The following is a 19623-nucleotide window of genomic DNA, read 5'->3' on the forward strand; positions in this document are numbered from 1 at the left end:
TCATAGTGTAATTAAATCCCCAAGTGCTTCTACTAATTTATGGTTATTAGCAAAATTTTCTACCTCATTATGATTGCCGTAATGATCAAAATTTAGTAATAGTTCTTCTTGAGAATTTTTATAAAAAATGTTGGTAAATAAACGCATGTCATCGTTAATTTTAATCTCTACAGCTTTATTCTGTAAAAATTTAACTCCATTCACGTTTGTTTTGCAATATGTAATACCTTTTTCTATAGCACGAGTAAAAGAATCAATGAGGTTCTTATCTAGCTTCTTTTCAACTTCTTTCGCAATTTTTGCAAAACAATTTAAACCTTTATATTTGCCTATAGGATAAGTATCATTTTTTTTAATGATCTGTTTATTAACATTCCAATTACTAACAATTTGGTTATTAGTGATTTTTTGACTAATTTCAAAAAGTTTTTGTTGTTTTACCCGTTGATAATGAGCATGTATTTCTTTTGGATCATATTTTTCAATAAGCTTCTCTATATTTTCAGCGTTATAATTAACAGCAATTTCTTGTTGTTTTTCTTCGCTTAATTGATTTAAATATCCTTGAGCTTTTTCCTTATCCTTATCTAATAAAGCAGCTGCTACGCCGATTTCTAAAGCTTCTTCATTTTGAGGGGCATATTTTAAAGATTTCTCAATATTCTTAAGAGCAGCTGTAGTTTTTTCGTCTGCTATTAAAGAAGTGCTTGCAGTATTAAGAATTTCTACTATCACTTCTTCTTTGAATTCAGATTCATCGTACAATATAGAATCAGGATCAAGATAGCTTTGTAAGACTGCAAAATTTTTATATATTTGCATATCTTTTTTAGGTATAGTTTTTAAAACATCGTGAGCTACTTCAACTTGTTTAGTATAAAGTGCAGTTGAAAGTATCAAAAGCTTATCACTTGAGAACTTAAAAATTTCTTTTAATTCTTGCTTTAATTCTTCCTTATAAATCCTTCTTTCTTTATCAGAAAAACTATTATATTTAGCAATATATTTACAACAATTTAATATAGACAAATATTGTGGAAGCAACGTATTAACATTAATAAGATTTAATTTTTCTTTATTAATCTCATATAAATTATTTAGCATTTCCAATAAATATTTAACATTGCCTAAAGACATTTTCAGAATTATATTAGCTGCTTCTTTAGGTCTATCAGTCATTTTATAATTAGCACATAAGCTGAACATTATATTTTCATCGTTCGGCAAAAAAGATAAGGCGTATTTATAGTATTTCTCTGCTAATTTATTATTACCGTTTACCTCATAAATATGGGCTAAACGATAAAGACAAAAACCTTTATCTTCTTCATTAAAATTAGTATCTATAGAATTATTATTAATTGTTTCTTCTAAAAGCTTACATGCTTCAGCATAATAATCGTTCTTTATTAACATCTCAGAAAGTTCATTTACTATACCAAAATAATATTTTATATGAGATGTTAACTCTTTAGTAAATTTAACCTGAAAATCTGTTTTCATAAACTTCAACAAATAAAACAGAGTTTCCGTACATTCTTTATGTTTTGCATAGTTCTTTGTATTAAGCATTAATGTTAAAGATATATTTGCCCTAGTGAATATATCGCTTAATATTGTTTCTGCTGCTTCGGTATGATTGTTTAATATACTACAATAAAACGCCTCACTCATTGCTTGAACTTTAAGGAAAATATTTTCTATAGGATCAAGAGATTTTACAGTAAATTTATTTTGTAAGGTATAACTGTTCTTAACATTTGAACTGAGGTTATAAAATAGTACATTCCCTTTTTGCTGTATGTTATACTTTTTTAATAATTCATGCCCTTTAAATTCGTCATATTTATAATTATTAAAAAACATTTCAATTACGCTGATTTTCTTTTCTACAATTCTCTCAGCTTCTTCATCTAAATATTTAAAAAGGTAAAGTATTGTTTCTATTGCAGCATTTACATTTTGTAAATATGGAAGATTTTTAACTATCATATTTGCTTTAAGAGTAGGATTAATTGTTCTAAACTTATTTATTTCGTCTTTCGATAACATAGTAATTACTATATTATTGCTAGAGTTAATATGAGAAGAATATTCTATAATGGAAGGTTTAGAATTTTTCATAATAAATAACCTATAAATTTGGCGTGCATTATAAAATAAATTCTATTTTCTGTAAAGAATAATTAATTTTTAAATGAAATTTTAATAAAAAGATAAATAGTATGATCTGCTATTATTAGAGGCTATCAGTAAATAAACTTTAATTAGTAATTAAGGAGCTTTTTTAGCGAAAATTAATAAGATTTTTGTAGGAATAGTTATTCATATTTCAAAAAAATCTTATAATTTGCAGCAAAAAAGAACTAAATTACCGGTTAAAATTTGTTTACTGATAGACTCTTAGACACAGTATTGTTTATCAATATAATTCTGTGATATTTTTCACAGTTATTAATACTCTGCTTTTACAAAATAAAGTCCGGATGCGGGAGCGGTAGGACCGGCGGCTTTTCTATCTTTGGCTTCTAGAACCTCTTTAATTTGTTCTGCATGCCAAATATTTTTACCGACAAGCACTAAACTACCGACAATATTACGTACCATATGATGCAAAAACGAAGGTGCTGAAAGATATAATTTTATTTCTTCGTCTTCTTTAACAATATTAAGTTCAGTTAAAGTTTTAATCGGTGATTTTGATTGACATGAACTAGCCCTAAATGAAGTAAAATCATGTTTGCCTAATAGATAAGCGGCAGCTTTTTGCATAGCTAGAATATCTAAAGGTGAACTAATCCACCATGCTCTATTTAAATCAATTACCGATGGGTAAGGTCTATTAATGATTCTATATATATAATGACGAGAGGTAGCTGAAAATCTTGCATGAAAATTATTTGGGACTATTTCACAATGCCATACCGCTACTGCATAAGGTCCTACAAAATAGTTGATAGCTGTAATAATTTTATGAGGTTCTAAATGTTTTGAAAGATCAAAATGTGCTACTTGACCTATAGCATGAACACCGGCATCTGTTCTTCCTGATCCAAACAATACTATTTGTTCACCGGAAAATTTATAAATCGCTTCTTCTAATATCTGCTGTACCGACATTACTCCTGCTTGCCTTTGCCAACCTGCAAGATCCGTGCCTAAATACTCAATGGTAATCTTATATCGATACATATATACTCTGCTGATTTCAAGAATTGCTCTTTCATTTTATCAAGGATTCGCATCCTCACCTATTAAGTATAGGCTGCGGGTGCTCACCTCTCAAAATAAAATTCAATTCTCGAAATCATTTGAGTATAGTCAATTGATTTAAACGAGGTAGCACATTGTACGCCCTTTCGCCTATTATTATAGGCTCTACCCTCACGCCTGTCGTCAAATTCAACTGAATTGACTATAAAGGAGTTACTGCGTCATTCCCGTTAAAGTCTTTATTGGACAGATAAACAAGAATGGATAAACGAGTATACTACTATGAAATGAAGAGTAGGTATACGAAGATCAACTTCAAAAAGAGCAAGAAGTCCACAAGACGAGGAGCGGAGCGTATACTTAATACGTGAGCACCGCAGTACTTGTAGGACGACGTAGCCAATTTTTGAAGTTCATCGAGTATACTTACGCCTCTAGTAAATCCGTTGGGTTACCTTCACCACGCTTTCCACCGCTTCTAAAGCTATTAAGCTTTTTGGATCTAATAGGATGTTGTAACTTTCTTAAAGCTTTGGATTCGATTTGTCTTATACGTTCTCTAGTTACTTTAAATTGCTGCCCTACTTCTTCTAAAGTATGGTCAGTATTCATACCTATACCAAAACGCATTCTAAGCACTCTTTCTTCACGGGGCGTAAGGGTTGCAAGTACTCTAGTGGTAACTTCTCGTAAATTTGACTGAATTGCTGCATCAATCGGTGCTACTGCATTCTTATCTTCAATAAAATCGCCTAATTGACCGCCGTCACTATCATCACCTATGGGATTTTCAAGGCTTATAGGTTCTTTAGCTATTTTCATGACTTTACGCACTTTATCAAGCGGCATTGAAAGACGGTTAGCGATTTCCGTTGCTGTCGGTTCATAGCCGAGTTCATTAAGCATTTGCCTTGAAGTACGCAGTATCTTATTAATTGTTTCAATCATATGCACAGGAATACGTATAGTCCTTGCTTGATCTGCAATAGCTCTTGTTATAGCTTGTCTAATCCACCAAGTAGCATAGGTAGAGAATTTATAGCCACGGCGATATTCAAATTTATTCACCGCTTTCATAAGCCCTATATTACCTTCTTGAATTAAATCTAAAAACTGCAATCCCCTATTAGCGTATTTTTTAGCGATAGATATAACTAAACGTAAATTCGCTTCTATCATATCTTTTTTTGCTTGTAGCGTTTGTCTCTCACTTTTTTGTATAGTATTAACTAGTTTTTTAAAATCATTAACTAAAAGCCCGGTATTAGATTCTATAAGCGATAATTCGGCAATCATTTGATCTATATAATCCGATTCCTTAGTAATTAACTCTTTCCAAGCGACTTTTTTATTTTTCAGCATTTTTTCTTTCCATGCTGCATTGATAACTGATCCTATATATTCATCTAGGAAATTTTGGCGAGTTACTCCGTATTTTTCAGCAAGTTTTAAAAAGGCTGTTTCTTTATTAATTAAATCACGATTTATTCCATACATCTTACCTAAAATTTCTTCTGTTCTTTTAGAATTAAAATGTATTTCTGAAACTTCATTTATCAATAATTCCAAATTATTATTATATTTTTTGCTATTTTGTAAAACTTTCGGCTCAAAAGATTTCTCATAACATTTTTTAGCTTCAATGAGTAGCTCTTCGCAGATAAAAGAAATCTTTTTCATACGCTCTATGATATTAGGTAATATCTGCGTTTCTACTCTAGACATAGATAAGTGATTATCCTCATGCTCTTCTCCTTCGGTCTCACTACTATGTTCTTCATCATTTTCGGGTGTTTCGTCATGTAACATGTTAGCTTCTAAATCTATCAGATCACGTAGTAACATTTTTTCATTAACTAAATCTTCATACCATACTATAAAACAACGCATAGCAATAGGGCTTCTGCATAAGGAAGCAGTCATTGTTTTACGTCCTTCCTCAATCCTTTTTGCTATTTCTACTTCGTTTTCACGAGTTAAAAGATCGACACCTCCCATGTCCTTAAGATATAATCTCACAGGATCATCGGTAGTACCTATATTTTCTTCTTCTGCCTCATCCTCAGGTTCATTATCAACATTGGTAGATAGCTTAAATTCTTCATCCATTCCGATATCAAGCTTAATTTCATCATCTTCATTAGATTCTAAGATATCTACTCCTGCATCGGAAAATTTTAATATAACTTCCTCTAATTGTCTTATTGAAGGATTTTTATTAAGAGGAAGAGCTTTATTTATCTCATCGTATGTAACAGGTGTTTTTTTAGATTTAGCTTTTTTAAGTAAACTATCTATTTTATCTAGATCATTGTCTATATTGCTATTGCTCATTAAATACCTATATGCTTTTTTCTTTTAAAAGAAGTTTGAAATAATTAAGTTATCGTGTGATTAATAAATTAACGTCACGTCATTGCGAGGAAATTACGCAAGTAATTGACGAAGCAATCCAGTAAAAAATTCTGATTTACAGAATTTTTTTATTATTTTTTCTGGATTGCCACGCTCCTTGCAGTCGCTCGCAATGACGATGTCTGTTGTTAGTTAGTAATACCGTTAATAAAAGATTCGTTTAAAACTTGAAGTTCATTTGCAATCTTCAGAATTTCTTTTTTATATAATAAAACTTTTTCAAAGTCGTGATTGTCTGTACTGTTTATGGTAATAGCGTATTCTTGTTGTAAATTTATTAGATAATATTTCTTATGTAGCCACTGCCATAATAAATCCAGTCTGATATTATTTTTATTAAATGAGATATCTAAAAACAAATTATCCGTTTTTGATAATAATAAAAAAATATCAAAAAAGCTAGTTTTTTCCACAATTGCAGTAATTTCACTTGCTTCTACGTTATTATCTATAATCTCGTTTAAATACCAATTACGGAATTCTTCAAGCGACTTATTATTAAAATTTAAATTTAAGATGAAATCTCTAATATCTTTTTCTTCAAGTATTATAGGAAATTTAACTAACAAAGCACAAAAAGCGTGTTCTAGCATTTCAAGCTCTGAATAGCCGTGACTTGAAATTATAGGAGCCAAATTTGAGTTTTTAGTTGTAGCTTTCTTCTGCTTTGTGACTAAATTTTGCCATATTTGATCTTTAAAAAACCTGTAATAACTTGCTTTTAAATTACTATCCGATATTTTACTGCAGTAATCTTTTAAATTTTTCTCTAAATTAGCTTTTTCTTCCGCAGTTTTAAAACTCTTGCCACTATACTCAATATGCCAAATCATTTCTGATAGGCTTATTCTTTTATCTATGAGCTTTGCAAAAAAATCAGCACCGTTTTTATTTACTGCATCGTCGGGATCAAGTCCGCTTGGTAACCTAATAAAAGAAATTTTCTTTTCACTATTAATAAGCGGTAATGCTAAGTTAATAGTTCTTATGCTAGCTTTTATACCTGCATTATCTCCGTCAAGACATAATATAATTTCATCGCCGGCACGCCATAATTTATGTAAATGATTTTCAGTAACGCTAGTACCAAGACTCGCCACCGCTTCGCTAAAGCCTGCTTGATGTAGTGCTATAACATCAAAATAACCTTCTACTAAAATCGAGTGATTTTTTTTATAGCTACTGCTTATCGCTTTATGCTCACCGTATAGAGTTTCACTTTTTTGAAATACTGTAGTTTCAGGTGAATTCAAGTATTTAGGCAGCCCCTCCCCTAGTACCCTACCGCCAAAGCCTACAATTTTATTGTAAATATTTCTAATTGGAATAGTAATACGGTTAGAAAATAAATTATATATTTCACCGTTTTCTCGCTTGCCGATTAGCCCTGCTTTACCAAGCTTTATAATATCTATATTTTTATCGTGAAAAAACTTTTCAAATTTATTATTCTTCGGAGCGAAGCCTATTGAAAACTCTTTTACTGTTTCTTCGGTAATATTTCTTCCGTGTAGATAATTTAATATTTCAGGCGTTAATTGTGTCCTGAAAAATTTATTGGCGAGTTCTAAAATATTTAGAATTTCATCAGATTCTTCATAAAATTCTTTCTGTTTCGCAGTTAATTTCGGTATCTCTATCCCATAATCGGTTGCAAGCTTTATAGCAGACTCATTATAGGATAAACCGCTAATATTAGAAGTAAATTTTATAACGTCACCGGCTGCTTTACAGCCAAAACAATAGAAAAATCTCTTACTATCACTAACTGTAAAAGATGGAGTCTTTTCTTGATGGAAAGGACATAAACCTACATAGTTACCGGATTTTCTAGTTAAAGCTACTTTTTGCCGCACTACATCAGATATGTTAATGCGGTTTCTTAAAAACTCATAAAATTCCGGTGCAACTCTCATATTTTATAGTATATAAGAAAGAATAGCGGTAGATAAACAATAAGAAAGCGGTATAGATAAATTATCGTTAATTCTTAAATCTTTTGAATAAAATTCAGCTGCCGTAGCCCCTATGCAGCTTATAATGATAATAATAAAACTCGTATTGTACCCTAAATAGAAATACACTAATATACTTATAAAAATTGCAGAAGCTAAGAAAGTAACAGAACCTGCTATAGATTTACCGTTACCTAAGCTATTTCCTATTTTAACGCCGACAAGAGCCGCTAAACAATCTGAAATAATTAAAATCAACCATGAACAAATCACTAAATTTTTAGGAAAAAGAAGAGCAGTTAAGAAAAAACCGAGCATCATAAAGCTAATGCCGCTTAAAGCAAAAGAACCGTTATTTTCTAGGGGCCTTATAACTTTTGAAAAAAATCTAGTTACAAATTCGCTAATTTTTGCATTATTATGACGTGCTACATCTAAATATAATGTAATAGCCGTTATTATAAATAATAATAACGTAATAGCGGTTCTTGGAATAAATAAATAAAGCAACGGAAATATTATAGCCGATAGGTGGAAAATTTTACGCTTTTTCTCAAAGTCAAAATCTTTAATTTCCATAGAATCATTAATATGTTTTTAGATATGTGAAAAATAATTAAAAAGGCTTATTTGACAAATTTAACTATTACAAATATACTTGCTGAAATCTATATTATTGAAAATAGTATACTAAAATTACTAAATCTATACAATATAATTATGAATACAAAATTTCCTATCACCGCTAAAGGTTTTGAAAAATTAGAACACGAGCTTAAACATTTAAAACATGTAGAGCGTAAAAAAATTAGTGAAGATATAGCCGAAGCACGAGAACACGGCGATTTATCCGAGAATGCGGAATATGAAGCGGCACGTGAGAAACAAGCGTTTATAGAAGGGCGTATTAAAGAGCTTGAAGATATGACGGCAAGAACGGAAATTATTGATATTGGTAAATTATCAGGAGATAACATAAAATTCGGAGCTACGGTTACTTTGATCGACGACGATACTGAAGAAGAAGTAACATATATTATTGTAGGAGAATATGAAGCCGATATAACTAGAAAAAGAGTTTCAATCGCCTCTCCTATAGCAAAAGCTTTGATTGGAAAATCGGTAGGTGATTTTGTAGAAGTTACAACACCGAAAGGATCTAAATCATACGAAGTAGTTAAAGTCGAATATAAAGAGCTGGAGTTTTAATTTGATTTATTCGTCATTGCGAGGAAATTGCATAGCAATTGACGAAGCAATCTCAGGAGGTCTAACAAGATTGCCACGTCGCTTCGCTCCTCGCAATGACGACGTAGACAGACAATAGTCACTTCCTCTTAAACATCTCTAGCATCCTTTTTGTCACTATAAATCCGCCGAAAATATTTATAGAAGCAAGCAGCGTTGCAAAATACCCAAGTAAACCGGGAAACCCAAAAGCAGAGCTACTTGCGGCAATCATAGAACTAAGAACTATAATACCTGAAATAGCGTTAGTAATAGACATAAGTGGAGTATGAAGTGCAGGCGTTACTTTCCACACTACATAATATCCGACAAAAGAAGCTAATACAAAAATGGTTATAGCAAATACTAGCGGGTCTATAGTACTTGTGTTTGTTTGCCAACTAGTATCTATTATCAAATCTTTTAATTTATCTGATAATTCTTGAGTATTATGGGCAATCTCAGCTGCTTGTTTAGCCATTATCGGTAATTGGTTCATATTTCTTCTCTTGGTTATATCATTCCTGGGTGGTGTTGCCCGCGTGGATCAAAAAACGTATTCGGTGTCATGCCGTGGCTTGTCCACGGTATCCAGTAAAACAACTAAAAATACTAATAACTGGATCCCGTGAATAAATCACGGGATGACAGCAATTTTCTCACTCACAATTTTTCCGTCTTTAGTAATCAACATATCACGTACTAACTCATCATCCATATTAAATTTACCGTCTTGCAGAGCATAACTAAGAAAATTATATAAATTCTTAGAGTAGAGTTTTGAGCTATCGGTAGCAATTTTAGTAGCAAGATTTGATAAACCTATTATGGTAACACCGTGTTTAGTAACGATCTTATCAGGTTCTGAACCTTCCACATTTCCTCCTGTAGAGGTTGCTATATCAACAATCACTGAGCCGTGCTTCATAGATTCTAGCATTTTTTCCGTAACAAGCAGAGGTGCTTTTTTTCCCGGAATTTGTGCAGTAGTAATAACTATATCATATCCTTTAATAATTTTTGCTAAAAACTCTTCTTGTTTAGCTTTGTAATCTTCCGAACTCTCGTGAGCATAACCTGATTTATCCTGCAAATCTTCTTGTAGTTCCGGTGAAACAAACTTAGCTCCTAAACTTTCTACCTGCTCTTTAGTAGCAGCCCTCACATCATATCCTGCAACAATGCTACCGAGTCTTTTTGCCGTTGCAATAGCTTGGAGTCCTGCAACACCGATACCAAGCACCAAAGTTTTACACGGTGAAATCGTCCCTGCTGCCGTCATCATCATAGGAAAAGCCTTTGTGTAATGATAGCTTGCTTCAATTACCGCTCTATAGCCTACTAAGTTACTTTGAGAAGATAAAGCGTCCATATTTTGAGCTTTAGTAATTCTTGGAACGAATTCCATAGCAAAAGTCGTAAGGTTTTTTTTAGCTGCCGCTTTTATATATTCATGATTTAAATAAGGCGATAATAATCCTACAATAATTGCTCCTTTTTTTGCAAATTCAAGCTCACCATATTTATCCGTAACGGATGAAGGTTGTACCTTTAATATAATCTCGGCATCGGAAATAATTTCGAGTGGTACCGAAGATATTTTAGCACCTAGAGCAACATATTCTTCATCAAGAAAACTGGCATGAAGCCCTATATCTTTTTCTACCGTAACCGCATAGCCTTTTTTTACTAGCAATCCTGCTACTTCAGGCGTTATAGCAACTCGTGTTTCATGCTTGGCTTTTTCTTTTAAAGCAACGATTTTCATAAATATTAATTATATTTTGCATTAACTGAATACATAAGGTATTTTAAACATAATTTAAAATATAAAACAACGAAAATGAAAAAAATATTTTTTCTAATTATTATTTATCTTTTTGTGAATTCAAGCTTAGCATTTGGGACAGATGATAAAACAGCTATTTCGGAGCTAAAAACTTATCTACATACGATAAAATCGGTTGCTATAGATTTTACTCAAGAAGATTCGCATAGTAAAATAGTTAAAGGAAAATTACTAATCCACAAACCTTATAATTTTAGATGTAATTATTATCCTCCTTTCCCTTTAGTTATAATAGGTACTAAAAATTTCGTATCGATGTATGATTATGATATGGAGCAAGTAAGCCGTATTAATAGAAGCGAAAATACATTTAATTTTTTATTAGAAGATAATAAGCATTTTGACAAGGATTTTGTTTTTGAATCGGTAATCAATGAAGGAAATATTTCTAAAATTACTATCTATCATACTTTAACGGAAAAGCGTAGCGAAATTACTTTTAATAAAGCTACTAAACAAATTGAAGCATTAAAAATATTTGAAGATAATAATATAGTCACTATTACTTTTGATAAAATAGCTAAAGTACAAAAATTTTCCGACGATTTGTTTAAATTAAAAAACCCTGAAATATTCGGTCCGCCTGAAAGGTTAACAAAATCGGAAATAGAAAAAAAATATATTGTTTCTTGAAAATAAACAGGTTATGTTAATTATGCTAGTAGTGGGCACCTAGCCTGTTTAGTCGGTCAGGTCTGAAAGGAAGCAGCCGGAGTAGGATTCGGTGGGTCATTACTAGCATTACTCTTCGTCTTTTTAAAATTGCTCTTTTATTTTACTTAAGAGTTCATATGCTCACGTACTTAAGTGTACGCTCCGCTATTCACTCTTAAAAAATAAAATTCAATTTCAAAAATACTTTGAGTAAATCTTCCTCTTTCCTTTTTTCAAAAATTTAAATCGTGACAGATATAAATTCATCTAATCAGTATATTCCTTTTGCAAGGAAATATCGTCCTAGTAATTTTACCGAGCTTCAGGGGCAAGAGGTATTAGTCAAAGTTTTAAGCTATACTATTTTAAATGATAGGCTTACCGGAGGCTATCTTTTAACAGGTATTAGAGGGGTCGGTAAAACTACCTCGGCTCGTATTATTGCTAAAGCCGTAAACTGCTCTGCTTTAATTACTGAAAACACGACCATTAAAACATGCGAAGAATGTACGAACTGCCTCAGCTTTAATAATCATAATCACCCCGATATAATTGAAATTGACGCAGCAAGTAAAACTAGCGTAGACGATATACGTAGAATTATAGAATCCGCTGAATATAAACCTCTGCAAGGTAAACATAAAATCTTCATCATTGATGAGGTGCATATGCTCTCTAAAGGAGCGTTTAATGCACTTCTTAAGACTTTAGAAGAACCGCCGCCTCATATAATATTTATCTTTGCAACGACGGAAGTACAAAAGATACCTGCAACTATTATCTCAAGATGTCAACGTTATGATTTAAGGCGGTTGAGTTTTGAAGAGATTTTTAAGCTACTTGAATATATAACTAAGCAGGAAAATTTAAAAACCGATATAGAGGCCCTTAGAATTATAGCTCATAAGTCTGAAGGGTCGGCACGTGATGCAGTATCTATTTTAGATCAAGCAGCTAGTATGTCGGCGAAATCCGATAATATAATTAGCCCTCAAGTAATTAATCAAATGCTTGGGCTTGTTGATAGTTCGGTTATAATAGAATTTGTCGAATGTATTATCCACAGAGAGACGGAAAAAGCTATAAATTTAATAAATAAACTTTACGGTTCTTCGGTTAATCTTGAGATTTTTATAGAATCGGTAGCAGATTTTATTGCTTATCTTAATAAAGTAAAAATGTTACCTAATTATAGTTTGCCGATATATGAATCGTTTAATGATAGAACTAAAAACCTACTAGATACAACCAACTTGCCGTATTTATCAATCTTATGGCAAATATATAATAAGGGAGTAGGAGAAATAAAAATTTCCTATAATCAACTAACAGAAACGGAAATGTTAGTTATAAAATCTATATATTCGACATCGCTACCCTTGCTTGCAGATTTTGACGGTAATAATCAAAATTTAAATCAACCAATTAATCCAGAAATAAAAAAAAATTTTGAAATTGTAGATTTTCTTGAATATCTATATAAAAATAATGAGATAGATATATATTACTTCCTGCTTAATAACACAGAACTTAAAAATCTCAGTGATAATAGATTAGAACTCGTAAGCCTTGAAGTTACAAGCAAAATAAAAAAACAAATAGAAGATTTGTTAGCTGCTTTTACTAAAGAAAAGCTTGAGATAGTAATCATAAAGGAACAGAGCAAGCAAAATTTAAAGAATCAGTTAATAGGTAAGATTGAAGTAAGTAATGATTTTGGTTTAATTAAAAAACATTTTCCTAATGTAACAATTTCAGATATATTACTTAAAAATTAAAGGATAGAATTATGGTAAATTTTAATCAGTTTTTAAAGCAAGCCCAATCAATGCAAAAGAAAATGCAAGAAGCTCAAGAGCAAATGGCAAATGCAAGATATACCGGTAAAGCCGGCGGCGGGCTCGTTGAGGTTATTGCAACAGGCAAAGGTGAAGTTGAAAAGATTACAATTGATGAATCTTTATTAAAACCAGAAGAAAAAGAAATGCTTGAGGATTTAATTAAAGTTGCTTTTAACGATGCTAAACAAAAATGTGATGAAGATTCTCAAAATTCTTTATCAGGAGCTTTAAACGGTATGAGCTTACCGCCTGGTTTCAAAATGCCGTTTTAATAAGGCGTTTATGGTTTAAAATCGTCATTGCGAGGAAAAACTGCAAGTTTTGACGAAGCAATCTCAGGATGCTTGACAAGATTGCCACGTCGCTTCGCTCCTCGCAATGACGGTTTGGGTGTCCATGCAACAAAACCCTCACAATCTCGCAATGACGATGAAGTCTAATAATTCAAAATCAATAAATCCTTATAAATTCTGAAACCTTTGAAACGCTCAAGTAGCGACATACCAAGCAGTGAAATATCCAGGTCACCTAGACCTACATGTCCTTTGATGTTCTTAAATTCCGTACCGATTACTACACTATTTAAGGTTATAGGGGCAGCTTTATTTTCGCCGTTAGCTGTTAGATAAGTTCTAGTATATTTTAATTTAGTTAAGTCAAAGCCTAATTTTTGAGCATCCTCTTTAGTTAAAGCTATATCACTTGCACCAGTATCTACCATAAATTTTATCTTAACGTTATTTACAAAAGCATTGATATAAAAATGCCCGTCCCCGCTACGAGCTATAATAATTTCTCCGACTTCGGTAGACCATTTATATGATGGAATTAAAGCAGACATTACCCTATGATAAGCATAGTTCAGCTCAAACCTAAAAGCATAACCGGTTATTATAACTAAAAAAATTGCTGCCCACATTGCTAATTGCAAACAAAATTTACGCACTTCATTTTGGCTAATAGTACTGTAAATTATACTAAATAATATTAATAACGACGCACAAAAACTTCCTATATTTTGCGGTTCTTTAAAAAATTTCGGATAATGCTGATTGATATATTTGTATAATAAACCGGTTACAATTACGGTGCTGCAAATTATAAAACTTATTTTTATAAGTTTTTTATTCATATAATATAACTTTTTTAATCTATATAATCAAACCAAAGTCCCAGCCCATTTTTAAGTGGAAAACTACCTTCTTGGTTCACTAGAATAATAATTCCAAGTTCTTCTGAGGGTATAAAACCAATAAAAGAATTAATACCGTTAATATAGCCTGAGTGAAAAATTAAATCCTTATTTGAGCGTCCTTTTACTTTAAGAATACGCCATCCAAGAGCATAATATGACTCGATCATTTTTTGATCAATAGGCCAAATCGGTTGCCATTTAAATCCAAAAACATCTTTGTTTGATTTTACTATTTTATACATACGATCTAAAGTACTTTTAGAAATAAGATTCGGTTTATAACCAAAACTAAGTTTGAATATTTCAATCATTCCATCTATCGATGCAAAAATACCGGCAGATGCAGGTACCGTCTTTGGGTAATAAGGCGGAAACGGCAGTAATGTTATTACCTCTTGTCCGTCTATTATTGCTTTAGAATGCGGATAAGCAAGTTGTATATTCGGCTCTAGCGGTAATATTTGTATATCTTGCGTTTTAAGCGTTGTACGCAAATTATCTATTGCAGCATTTAAGCTTGATTTTTTACAATTTAAAGCTTCTTCAAGCAAGCTGAAAACAGTGTTACTATATTTATAACATTGTCCGGGTTTACAACTAGCTTGTTGTTTTTTTAGCAGCGTTAAAAGCTTTGAGCGACTCATTCCTTGCTCAATTTCAATATTTCCTGAGAATTGATAACCTGTTGTATGGCTTAAAATATTATTAAGACTAATAGTATTTTTTAAGTATGGTAATTTGAATTTTTCATCAAAATCTAAACTTCCTTGATCTACCATTAATGCAATTGCCGTTGCTGAAACAGCTTTTGAAACCGATGCTAACGGAAATAAAGTTTTATCCGTAATAACTCCGCTATTACCTTTTTGATTTCCAAACGTTGTTTTATAAATAACTTCACCTTTGTATAAAATTGCAATTGCTCCTCCTTGTAATTCGTCTTTTTGCAATTCGAGCTTTTTAATAAAATTTTTTAGTTTTTGCGGTAATTCTACTCGTGTCTGTGCAAAGACTGTAGAACATAACAATAATGATATTATACTAAAAAATAAGATAAGCTTTTTATTCATATGGCGATATTATGTTCATTTACATATATGATACTAAGAAATTAAATACGAGAAAATAATTTGTTATACACTTCATTCCGATTTCTTTTTCCAATAGCAAGTACAAGTACTATTATACGCTTATCATCTACTTCATACACTAGTCGGTAACCGACTGACCTCAACTTTATTTTATATAAGTTATTTCCACCGTTTACTGCATCTTTGGGTACGTGGGGTGATTTAAGTCTCTCTGATAACTTCTTTTTAAACTGCTCTTTTATTGTAGAACCTAACTTATCCCATTCTTTTCTGGCAATAGGAATAAATTCTAGACTATAAGTCATTTATATCAACCTTGATTGCTTCCTTTTTATCTTTTAATCTAGTTTTAGAAAGCTCTAATAAATAATTATCATCTAAAGCTTCAATGATTCTTGCATATAATTCAGCGGAAATTAAATAAGCAGTCGGTTTATTATGATTTAATAAGGCAACAGGCTCACCGCTTGCCTTATCTAATAATGCGGTAGGACTTTTTTTAAATTCAGAGATACTAACTGTTAGATTTGCATAAATATGTTCCATTATTAGACCTATAATTAATACTAAATTAAATACTAATTATAATTTGCAATTTTATATTTATCAAGAATATTACATTAAATCGCCGATATTCTCTAAAAACAACCTAGCTCGATGCGATGCCGGTTTATTAAAAAAATCCTCGGCAGGCTGATTTGCTAAAATCTGTCCTTGATCCATAAAAATAACACGATCTGCTATTAATTTTGCAAATTTCAAATGATGCGTGACTACTACCATACTCATTTGATCTTTTAATAAATTTATATTTTCTATAACATCTTTAATATTTTCAGGGTCTAAAGCCGAAGTCGGTTCATCGAATAACAAAATTTCCGGTTTCATCATCAAGGCTCTTGCTATTGCGGTGCGTTGTTTCTGCCCTCCTGATAGACTTGCCGGATATGAGTCAAATTTTTGCGTTAGCTTAAATTTTGCAAGTAATTCCTTTGCCATAGAAATTGCTTGTTCTTTTGGCAAATTTAATACATTTACCGGCGTATAAATTAGGTTTTCTCCTACTGTTAAATGCGGGAAGAGATTAAAATTTTGAAAAACCATACCGACTTTTAAACGAAGCTTTCTTCTATCTTTAGGCAGTAGCTTCTTCCCGTCTACCAAAAAAGTACCGCTACTCGGTTCTTCTAAATTATTTAAAATTCTAAGCAGAGTAGTTTTTCCACTTCCCGAAGGACCGATTATTACAGTAGTTTCCTTAGTAGTAAAATCTAAATCAATATTCTTAATTGCATAATTTTTGCCGTAACGCTTACAAACTTTTTCTAAAATAATCATATATTCTCCAAATAAAGAATTGGTATACGAAGATCAACTTCAAAAAGAGCAAGGAGCCTATAAGTCAATGAGCGGAGCGTATAATAATACGTGAGCACCGCAGATCTTATAAGACGACGTAGCCAATTTTTGAAGTTCATCGAGTAGACACTAAACCGTGAATTTGTAGCCGTCGTAAAGCGGCTTAACATTATTTGGAAGCATTTTCGTAATCTCATGATAATCTATCGTATGTCTCATATTGGTTAATAATATCTGCTCAGGTTTATATTTTTCACGCCATTCTAGAACTTTATCAAGCCCTACATGATTCGGATTTGATTTATAATCCATACAATCTAAAATCCATATTTTTATATCCTTTAAAAATTTTTCCGATTCAGGCGGAAAATCGATTACATCGGGCGAATAAACAAAATCACCTATACGTAAACCTAAACTATCTATAGGACCATGATGTTGTCTAAAAAATTGTATCTCAATAGTATTAATTTTAATTTTATCAAAAAAACTAACAGATTGAGTTGTGAGCAGTCGCCCAAGCTTAAATAACTTATTATCAAATAGATAATCAAATTTTGTATGGAGCTTTGCTGCACTATTATGATCTGTATAGATTTCAAATGGCTTACCTTGCATAAAAGTAAATACCCGTAAATCATCGATGCCGTTAACGTGGTCGGAATGATAATGTGTTAATATAGCACAATCGAGCTTATTTATCTTTTCTTGTAATAGTTGATTTCTAATATCAAAACCGAAATCAACTAATATTTGACTATTTTCATCTTTAATATATATTGCTGATCTAGTCCTTTTATTGTACTTTGAATTCGATAAGCATATACTGCAATCGCACCCGATTACCGGTACACCTATAGATGCTCCACACCCAAGTATTGTTACTTGTAACATAAATATTTAAAATGATGTTTGAAGTTTTTTATAATTTTTGCGGCTTAAATCAAGAAATATTCTTATTTTTGAATAAAATTACTAATATCGGCTTTATACCTTATTTTTTTAAAATAATTTCGTTTTGTTTTAATATCGCTAATTTCGCCTTAATATATATTTTATACTGTATATATTTTTATATTCAATTAAAGAAAATTAAAAATGATAATGAACGGCAAAATAAATTTTGGCACAATTATAATAAATTAGTTGATATCGGTATAATATACGGGGTATTCGGTTTAATTTTTACCGCTCTTAAATTTTCAGTTAATTTCCCTCGCCCTTATTGTAGTCTTCCTGCTGATAGTTTCATGACCATAATAAATACTGCAAATGAAAGATGCTTTTCAAGCTTTCCAAGCAGCCACGCGGCTCTTAGCGTTTTGGTAACATATTTTATTTGGGATTATATTAAATTACCATTAAAAATCTTAATGATTTGTGTTATTATACTCGTGTCTTTATCTCGTATAAGCCTTGCTATGCATTACCCAAGTGATATAACTTACGGTATTGCTATTGCATTTATAACAATACTTATAGGTAATTTAATTTATCGAATCTTTGCAAATAATATAATAAGAAAGGTTGGTGTCTTTATCCTTTCGTCATTGCGAGGAAAATTACGAAGTAATTGACGAAGCAATCTCAGGATATTTAACGAGATTGCCACGCAGCCTATGGCTGCTCGCAATGACGATTAGATATCTACGCAACAATACCTTGCAGGAATGACATCAAAAAATCAAACAAACATTATGCTACTATACCGAAAATACTTTATAAAAAATATCTTACCGCTGCTTATAGTCGTTACTTTTTCAGTGACTAGCATAGTATGGATAACGCAAATATTAAAACTTTTATACTTATTTGATAAAGGTATAAAAGTTATAGACTTCTTCAGTTTAATAGTTCTAGTACTTCCTACTTTATTATTTATTCTGTTACCGGTAATAACGGTTATTGCCGTGATCTATATCTATAATAATTTAAAAGTCGAGCGACAATTAATTATATTACAAGCTTCAGGAGTTAATAATGTACAGCTAGCATTGCCTGCTTTATATGTCGCATTAATAGTTATGCTACTTGCTTATTATATATCTTCAACCATCCTGCCGTTATCTCATATAAACTTAAAATCACGTTTAAACTTTATAAAGAATAATTATATCTCAAGTATGATTGAAGAGAAAACTTTTAATAAAGTAACGAAAGATATCACTGTTTTTATAGATAAAAAATCAGCAGGAAATATTATGAACGGCGTAATAATATTTGATAATCGCAACGCCGATAACCCATCAGTAGTATTTGCGGGTTCAGGTACTCTTAATATATATGATAATAGCCCGATTTTTGAACTTAATAGAGGCATAAGACAAGAATATGACGTAAACGGTAATTTAACTCAGTTAACTTTCGATTCTTTAATGATAAAACTACAAAATGATAATCCTTTAGTATCGCAAAGAACTAAACATAATAAAGAAGCAAACGAGTATTATATAAGCGAATTACTTGCCCCTCCTCATGATTTAGCTATTACTAAAAAAACTAAATTAATTGCTGAAGCACATCAAAGAATAATTTGGCCTTTATATAATTTTGTATTACCTTTTTTAGCTCTTGCAGTTTTTTTGAGATATCCTTATAGCAAAAAGACAACTTTTATGCCAGTATTATTTTCTGCCTTAACAGTATTGCTAGTTACTTCAATTCATTTTATATTGCAAAATTTTGCTTCAAAAAATCTAGATTTTATTTTTGCTTGTTATTCCAATTTGGTTATTGCTTTAACGATCGGATTATATTTATTTGTACGTAAAAGAATATATACTCGTTGAACTTAAAAAATTGGCTACGTCGTCTTTATAAGTCC

The 19623-nt window shown here is 31.4% G+C and carries 19 protein-coding genes, 1 other RNA gene and 1 pseudogene; 7 read left to right on the top strand and 14 right to left on the bottom strand.

Annotated features, from left to right (window positions below; translation table 11 throughout):
* From H6P87_RS06915 to H6P87_RS06945, 6 genes and pseudogenes are all read right to left on the bottom strand, one after another.
* Complete coding sequence (locus tag H6P87_RS06915) at positions 1-2124, bottom strand: tetratricopeptide repeat protein (protein ID WP_202070176.1); 2124 nt, start codon at positions 2122-2124, stop codon at positions 1-3.
* Between the two features lie 330 nt (positions 2125-2454).
* On the bottom strand, positions 2455-3192 hold the full coding sequence (truA, locus tag H6P87_RS06920; RefSeq protein ID WP_202069489.1) for a tRNA pseudouridine(38-40) synthase TruA: 738 nt from the start codon (positions 3190-3192) through the stop codon (positions 2455-2457).
* A 447-nt stretch (positions 3193-3639) separates the two neighbouring features.
* Positions 3640-5547, bottom strand: a complete 1908-nt coding sequence (gene rpoD, locus H6P87_RS06930) for an RNA polymerase sigma factor RpoD (protein WP_202069490.1) — start codon at positions 5545-5547, stop codon at positions 3640-3642.
* A 96-nt stretch (positions 5548-5643) separates the two neighbouring features.
* Positions 5644-5731: pseudogene (locus H6P87_RS06935) on the bottom strand (lytic transglycosylase domain-containing protein); the annotation flags it as partial.
* Positions 5732-5756: 25 nt separating this feature from the next.
* The gene (gene dnaG, locus H6P87_RS06940) at positions 5757-7544 is read right to left on the bottom strand and encodes a DNA primase (RefSeq protein ID WP_202069491.1); all 1788 of its coding nucleotides are present in this window, start codon (positions 7542-7544) and stop codon (positions 5757-5759) included.
* Between the two features lie 3 nt (positions 7545-7547).
* Positions 7548-8162: a diacylglycerol/polyprenol kinase family protein gene (locus H6P87_RS06945; RefSeq protein WP_202069492.1), complete on the bottom strand. Its 615-nt coding sequence runs from the start codon at positions 8160-8162 to the stop codon at positions 7548-7550.
* Between the two features lie 141 nt (positions 8163-8303).
* Between H6P87_RS06945 and greA the strand changes: the two genes are divergently transcribed.
* Complete coding sequence (gene greA, locus H6P87_RS06950) at positions 8304-8792, top strand: transcription elongation factor GreA (protein WP_202070166.1); 489 nt, start codon at positions 8304-8306, stop codon at positions 8790-8792.
* Positions 8793-8910: 118 nt separating this feature from the next.
* On the opposite strand, the gene H6P87_RS06955 is transcribed toward greA, so the two are convergent.
* A complete protein-coding gene (locus H6P87_RS06955) occupies positions 8911-9309 on the bottom strand; it encodes an NAD(P) transhydrogenase subunit alpha part 2 (protein WP_202069493.1) in 399 nt (132 codons plus the stop codon).
* Positions 9310-9447: 138 nt separating this feature from the next.
* Entirely contained in the window at positions 9448-10578 is a 1131-nt protein-coding gene (locus H6P87_RS06960; protein ID WP_202069494.1) for a Re/Si-specific NAD(P)(+) transhydrogenase subunit alpha, read from the bottom strand.
* A gap of 75 nt (positions 10579-10653) precedes the next feature.
* On the opposite strand from H6P87_RS06960, the gene H6P87_RS06965 reads away from it, so the two are divergent.
* The 4 genes from H6P87_RS06965 to H6P87_RS06980 all read left to right on the top strand — a co-directional run bounded on the left by H6P87_RS06965 (position 10654) and on the right by H6P87_RS06980 (position 13426).
* On the top strand, positions 10654-11292 hold the full coding sequence (locus tag H6P87_RS06965) for an outer-membrane lipoprotein carrier protein LolA (protein WP_202069495.1): 639 nt from the start codon (positions 10654-10656) through the stop codon (positions 11290-11292).
* A gap of 20 nt (positions 11293-11312) precedes the next feature.
* An RNA gene (ffs, locus tag H6P87_RS06970) (signal recognition particle sRNA small type) lies at positions 11313-11406 on the top strand.
* 155 nt (positions 11407-11561) lie between these two features.
* Positions 11562-13091: a DNA polymerase III subunit gamma/tau gene (dnaX, locus tag H6P87_RS06975; RefSeq protein ID WP_202069496.1), complete on the top strand. Its 1530-nt coding sequence runs from the start codon at positions 11562-11564 to the stop codon at positions 13089-13091.
* Between the two features lie 11 nt (positions 13092-13102).
* Positions 13103-13426, top strand: a complete 324-nt coding sequence (locus tag H6P87_RS06980) for a YbaB/EbfC family nucleoid-associated protein (protein WP_011271665.1) — start codon at positions 13103-13105, stop codon at positions 13424-13426.
* Positions 13427-13590: 164 nt separating this feature from the next.
* Here H6P87_RS06980 and H6P87_RS06985 read toward each other — a convergent pair whose 3' ends face one another.
* From H6P87_RS06985 to H6P87_RS07010, 6 genes are all read right to left on the bottom strand, one after another.
* Positions 13591-14286 (bottom strand): TIGR02281 family clan AA aspartic protease, encoded by a 696-nt coding sequence (locus H6P87_RS06985; protein ID WP_202069497.1) that lies wholly within the window; start codon positions 14284-14286, stop codon positions 13591-13593.
* A 14-nt stretch (positions 14287-14300) separates the two neighbouring features.
* Positions 14301-15419, bottom strand: coding sequence for a serine hydrolase domain-containing protein (locus H6P87_RS06990; RefSeq protein ID WP_246437896.1), 1119 nt, complete (start codon positions 15417-15419; stop codon positions 14301-14303).
* 41 nt (positions 15420-15460) lie between these two features.
* The gene (locus tag H6P87_RS06995) at positions 15461-15745 is read right to left on the bottom strand and encodes a type II toxin-antitoxin system RelE family toxin (protein ID WP_202069498.1); all 285 of its coding nucleotides are present in this window, start codon (positions 15743-15745) and stop codon (positions 15461-15463) included.
* On the bottom strand, positions 15735-15986 hold the full coding sequence (locus tag H6P87_RS07000) for a type II toxin-antitoxin system Phd/YefM family antitoxin (protein WP_202069499.1): 252 nt from the start codon (positions 15984-15986) through the stop codon (positions 15735-15737). Before H6P87_RS07000 ends, H6P87_RS06995 begins: the two co-directional genes overlap by 11 nt.
* A 69-nt stretch (positions 15987-16055) precedes the next feature.
* The gene (locus H6P87_RS07005; RefSeq protein ID WP_202069500.1) at positions 16056-16778 is read right to left on the bottom strand and encodes an amino acid ABC transporter ATP-binding protein; all 723 of its coding nucleotides are present in this window, start codon (positions 16776-16778) and stop codon (positions 16056-16058) included.
* Positions 16779-16928: 150 nt separating this feature from the next.
* Positions 16929-17693, bottom strand: coding sequence for an MBL fold metallo-hydrolase (locus H6P87_RS07010; protein ID WP_202069501.1), 765 nt, complete (start codon positions 17691-17693; stop codon positions 16929-16931).
* Positions 17694-17707: 14 nt separating this feature from the next.
* Here H6P87_RS07010 and H6P87_RS07015 point away from each other — a divergent pair, with 14 nt between their 5' ends.
* Both H6P87_RS07015 and H6P87_RS07020 read left to right on the top strand, forming a co-directional pair.
* Positions 17708-18376, top strand: a complete 669-nt coding sequence (locus H6P87_RS07015; protein ID WP_202070168.1) for a phosphatase PAP2 family protein — start codon at positions 17708-17710, stop codon at positions 18374-18376.
* Between the two features lie 120 nt (positions 18377-18496).
* Positions 18497-19588 (top strand): LptF/LptG family permease, encoded by a 1092-nt coding sequence (locus tag H6P87_RS07020; RefSeq protein WP_202070169.1) that lies wholly within the window; start codon positions 18497-18499, stop codon positions 19586-19588.
* Positions 19589-19623: the final 35 nt, after the last annotated feature.

The sequence above is a fragment of the Rickettsia tillamookensis genome (assembly GCF_016743795.2).
GTDB classification, from domain to species: domain Bacteria; phylum Pseudomonadota; class Alphaproteobacteria; order Rickettsiales; family Rickettsiaceae; genus Rickettsia; species Rickettsia tillamookensis.

Excerpts from the sequence above, each read along its gene's own strand:
- H6P87_RS06990 (WP_246437896.1), bottom strand. The coding sequence starts at position 15,419 with ATGAATAAAAAGCTTATCTTATTTTTTAGTATAATATCATTATTGTTA.
- H6P87_RS07010 (WP_202069501.1), bottom strand. The coding sequence starts at position 17,693 with ATGTTACAAGTAACAATACTTGGGTGTGGAGCATCTATAGGTGTACCG.
- H6P87_RS07020 (WP_202070169.1), top strand. The coding sequence starts at position 18,497 with ATGCTACTATACCGAAAATACTTTATAAAAAATATCTTACCGCTGCTT.
- H6P87_RS06955 (WP_202069493.1), bottom strand. The coding sequence starts at position 9,309 with ATGAACCAATTACCGATAATGGCTAAACAAGCAGCTGAGATTGCCCAT.
- H6P87_RS06965 (WP_202069495.1), top strand. The coding sequence starts at position 10,654 with ATGAAAAAAATATTTTTTCTAATTATTATTTATCTTTTTGTGAATTCA.
- H6P87_RS06960 (WP_202069494.1), bottom strand. The coding sequence starts at position 10,578 with ATGAAAATCGTTGCTTTAAAAGAAAAAGCCAAGCATGAAACACGAGTT.
- H6P87_RS07000 (WP_202069499.1), bottom strand. The coding sequence starts at position 15,986 with ATGGAACATATTTATGCAAATCTAACAGTTAGTATCTCTGAATTTAAA.
- H6P87_RS06985 (WP_202069497.1), bottom strand. The coding sequence starts at position 14,286 with ATGAATAAAAAACTTATAAAAATAAGTTTTATAATTTGCAGCACCGTA.
- H6P87_RS07015 (WP_202070168.1), top strand. The coding sequence starts at position 17,708 with ATGTTTGAAGTTTTTTATAATTTTTGCGGCTTAAATCAAGAAATATTC.
- greA (WP_202070166.1), top strand. The coding sequence starts at position 8,304 with ATGAATACAAAATTTCCTATCACCGCTAAAGGTTTTGAAAAATTAGAA.
- H6P87_RS06980 (WP_011271665.1), top strand. The coding sequence starts at position 13,103 with ATGGTAAATTTTAATCAGTTTTTAAAGCAAGCCCAATCAATGCAAAAG.
- truA (WP_202069489.1), bottom strand. The coding sequence starts at position 3,192 with ATGTATCGATATAAGATTACCATTGAGTATTTAGGCACGGATCTTGCA.
- dnaG (WP_202069491.1), bottom strand. The coding sequence starts at position 7,544 with ATGAGAGTTGCACCGGAATTTTATGAGTTTTTAAGAAACCGCATTAAC.
- H6P87_RS07005 (WP_202069500.1), bottom strand. The coding sequence starts at position 16,778 with ATGATTATTTTAGAAAAAGTTTGTAAGCGTTACGGCAAAAATTATGCA.
- H6P87_RS06915 (WP_202070176.1), bottom strand. The coding sequence starts at position 2,124 with ATGAAAAATTCTAAACCTTCCATTATAGAATATTCTTCTCATATTAAC.
- rpoD (WP_202069490.1), bottom strand. The coding sequence starts at position 5,547 with ATGAGCAATAGCAATATAGACAATGATCTAGATAAAATAGATAGTTTA.
- H6P87_RS06995 (WP_202069498.1), bottom strand. The coding sequence starts at position 15,745 with ATGACTTATAGTCTAGAATTTATTCCTATTGCCAGAAAAGAATGGGAT.
- H6P87_RS06945 (WP_202069492.1), bottom strand. The coding sequence starts at position 8,162 with ATGGAAATTAAAGATTTTGACTTTGAGAAAAAGCGTAAAATTTTCCAC.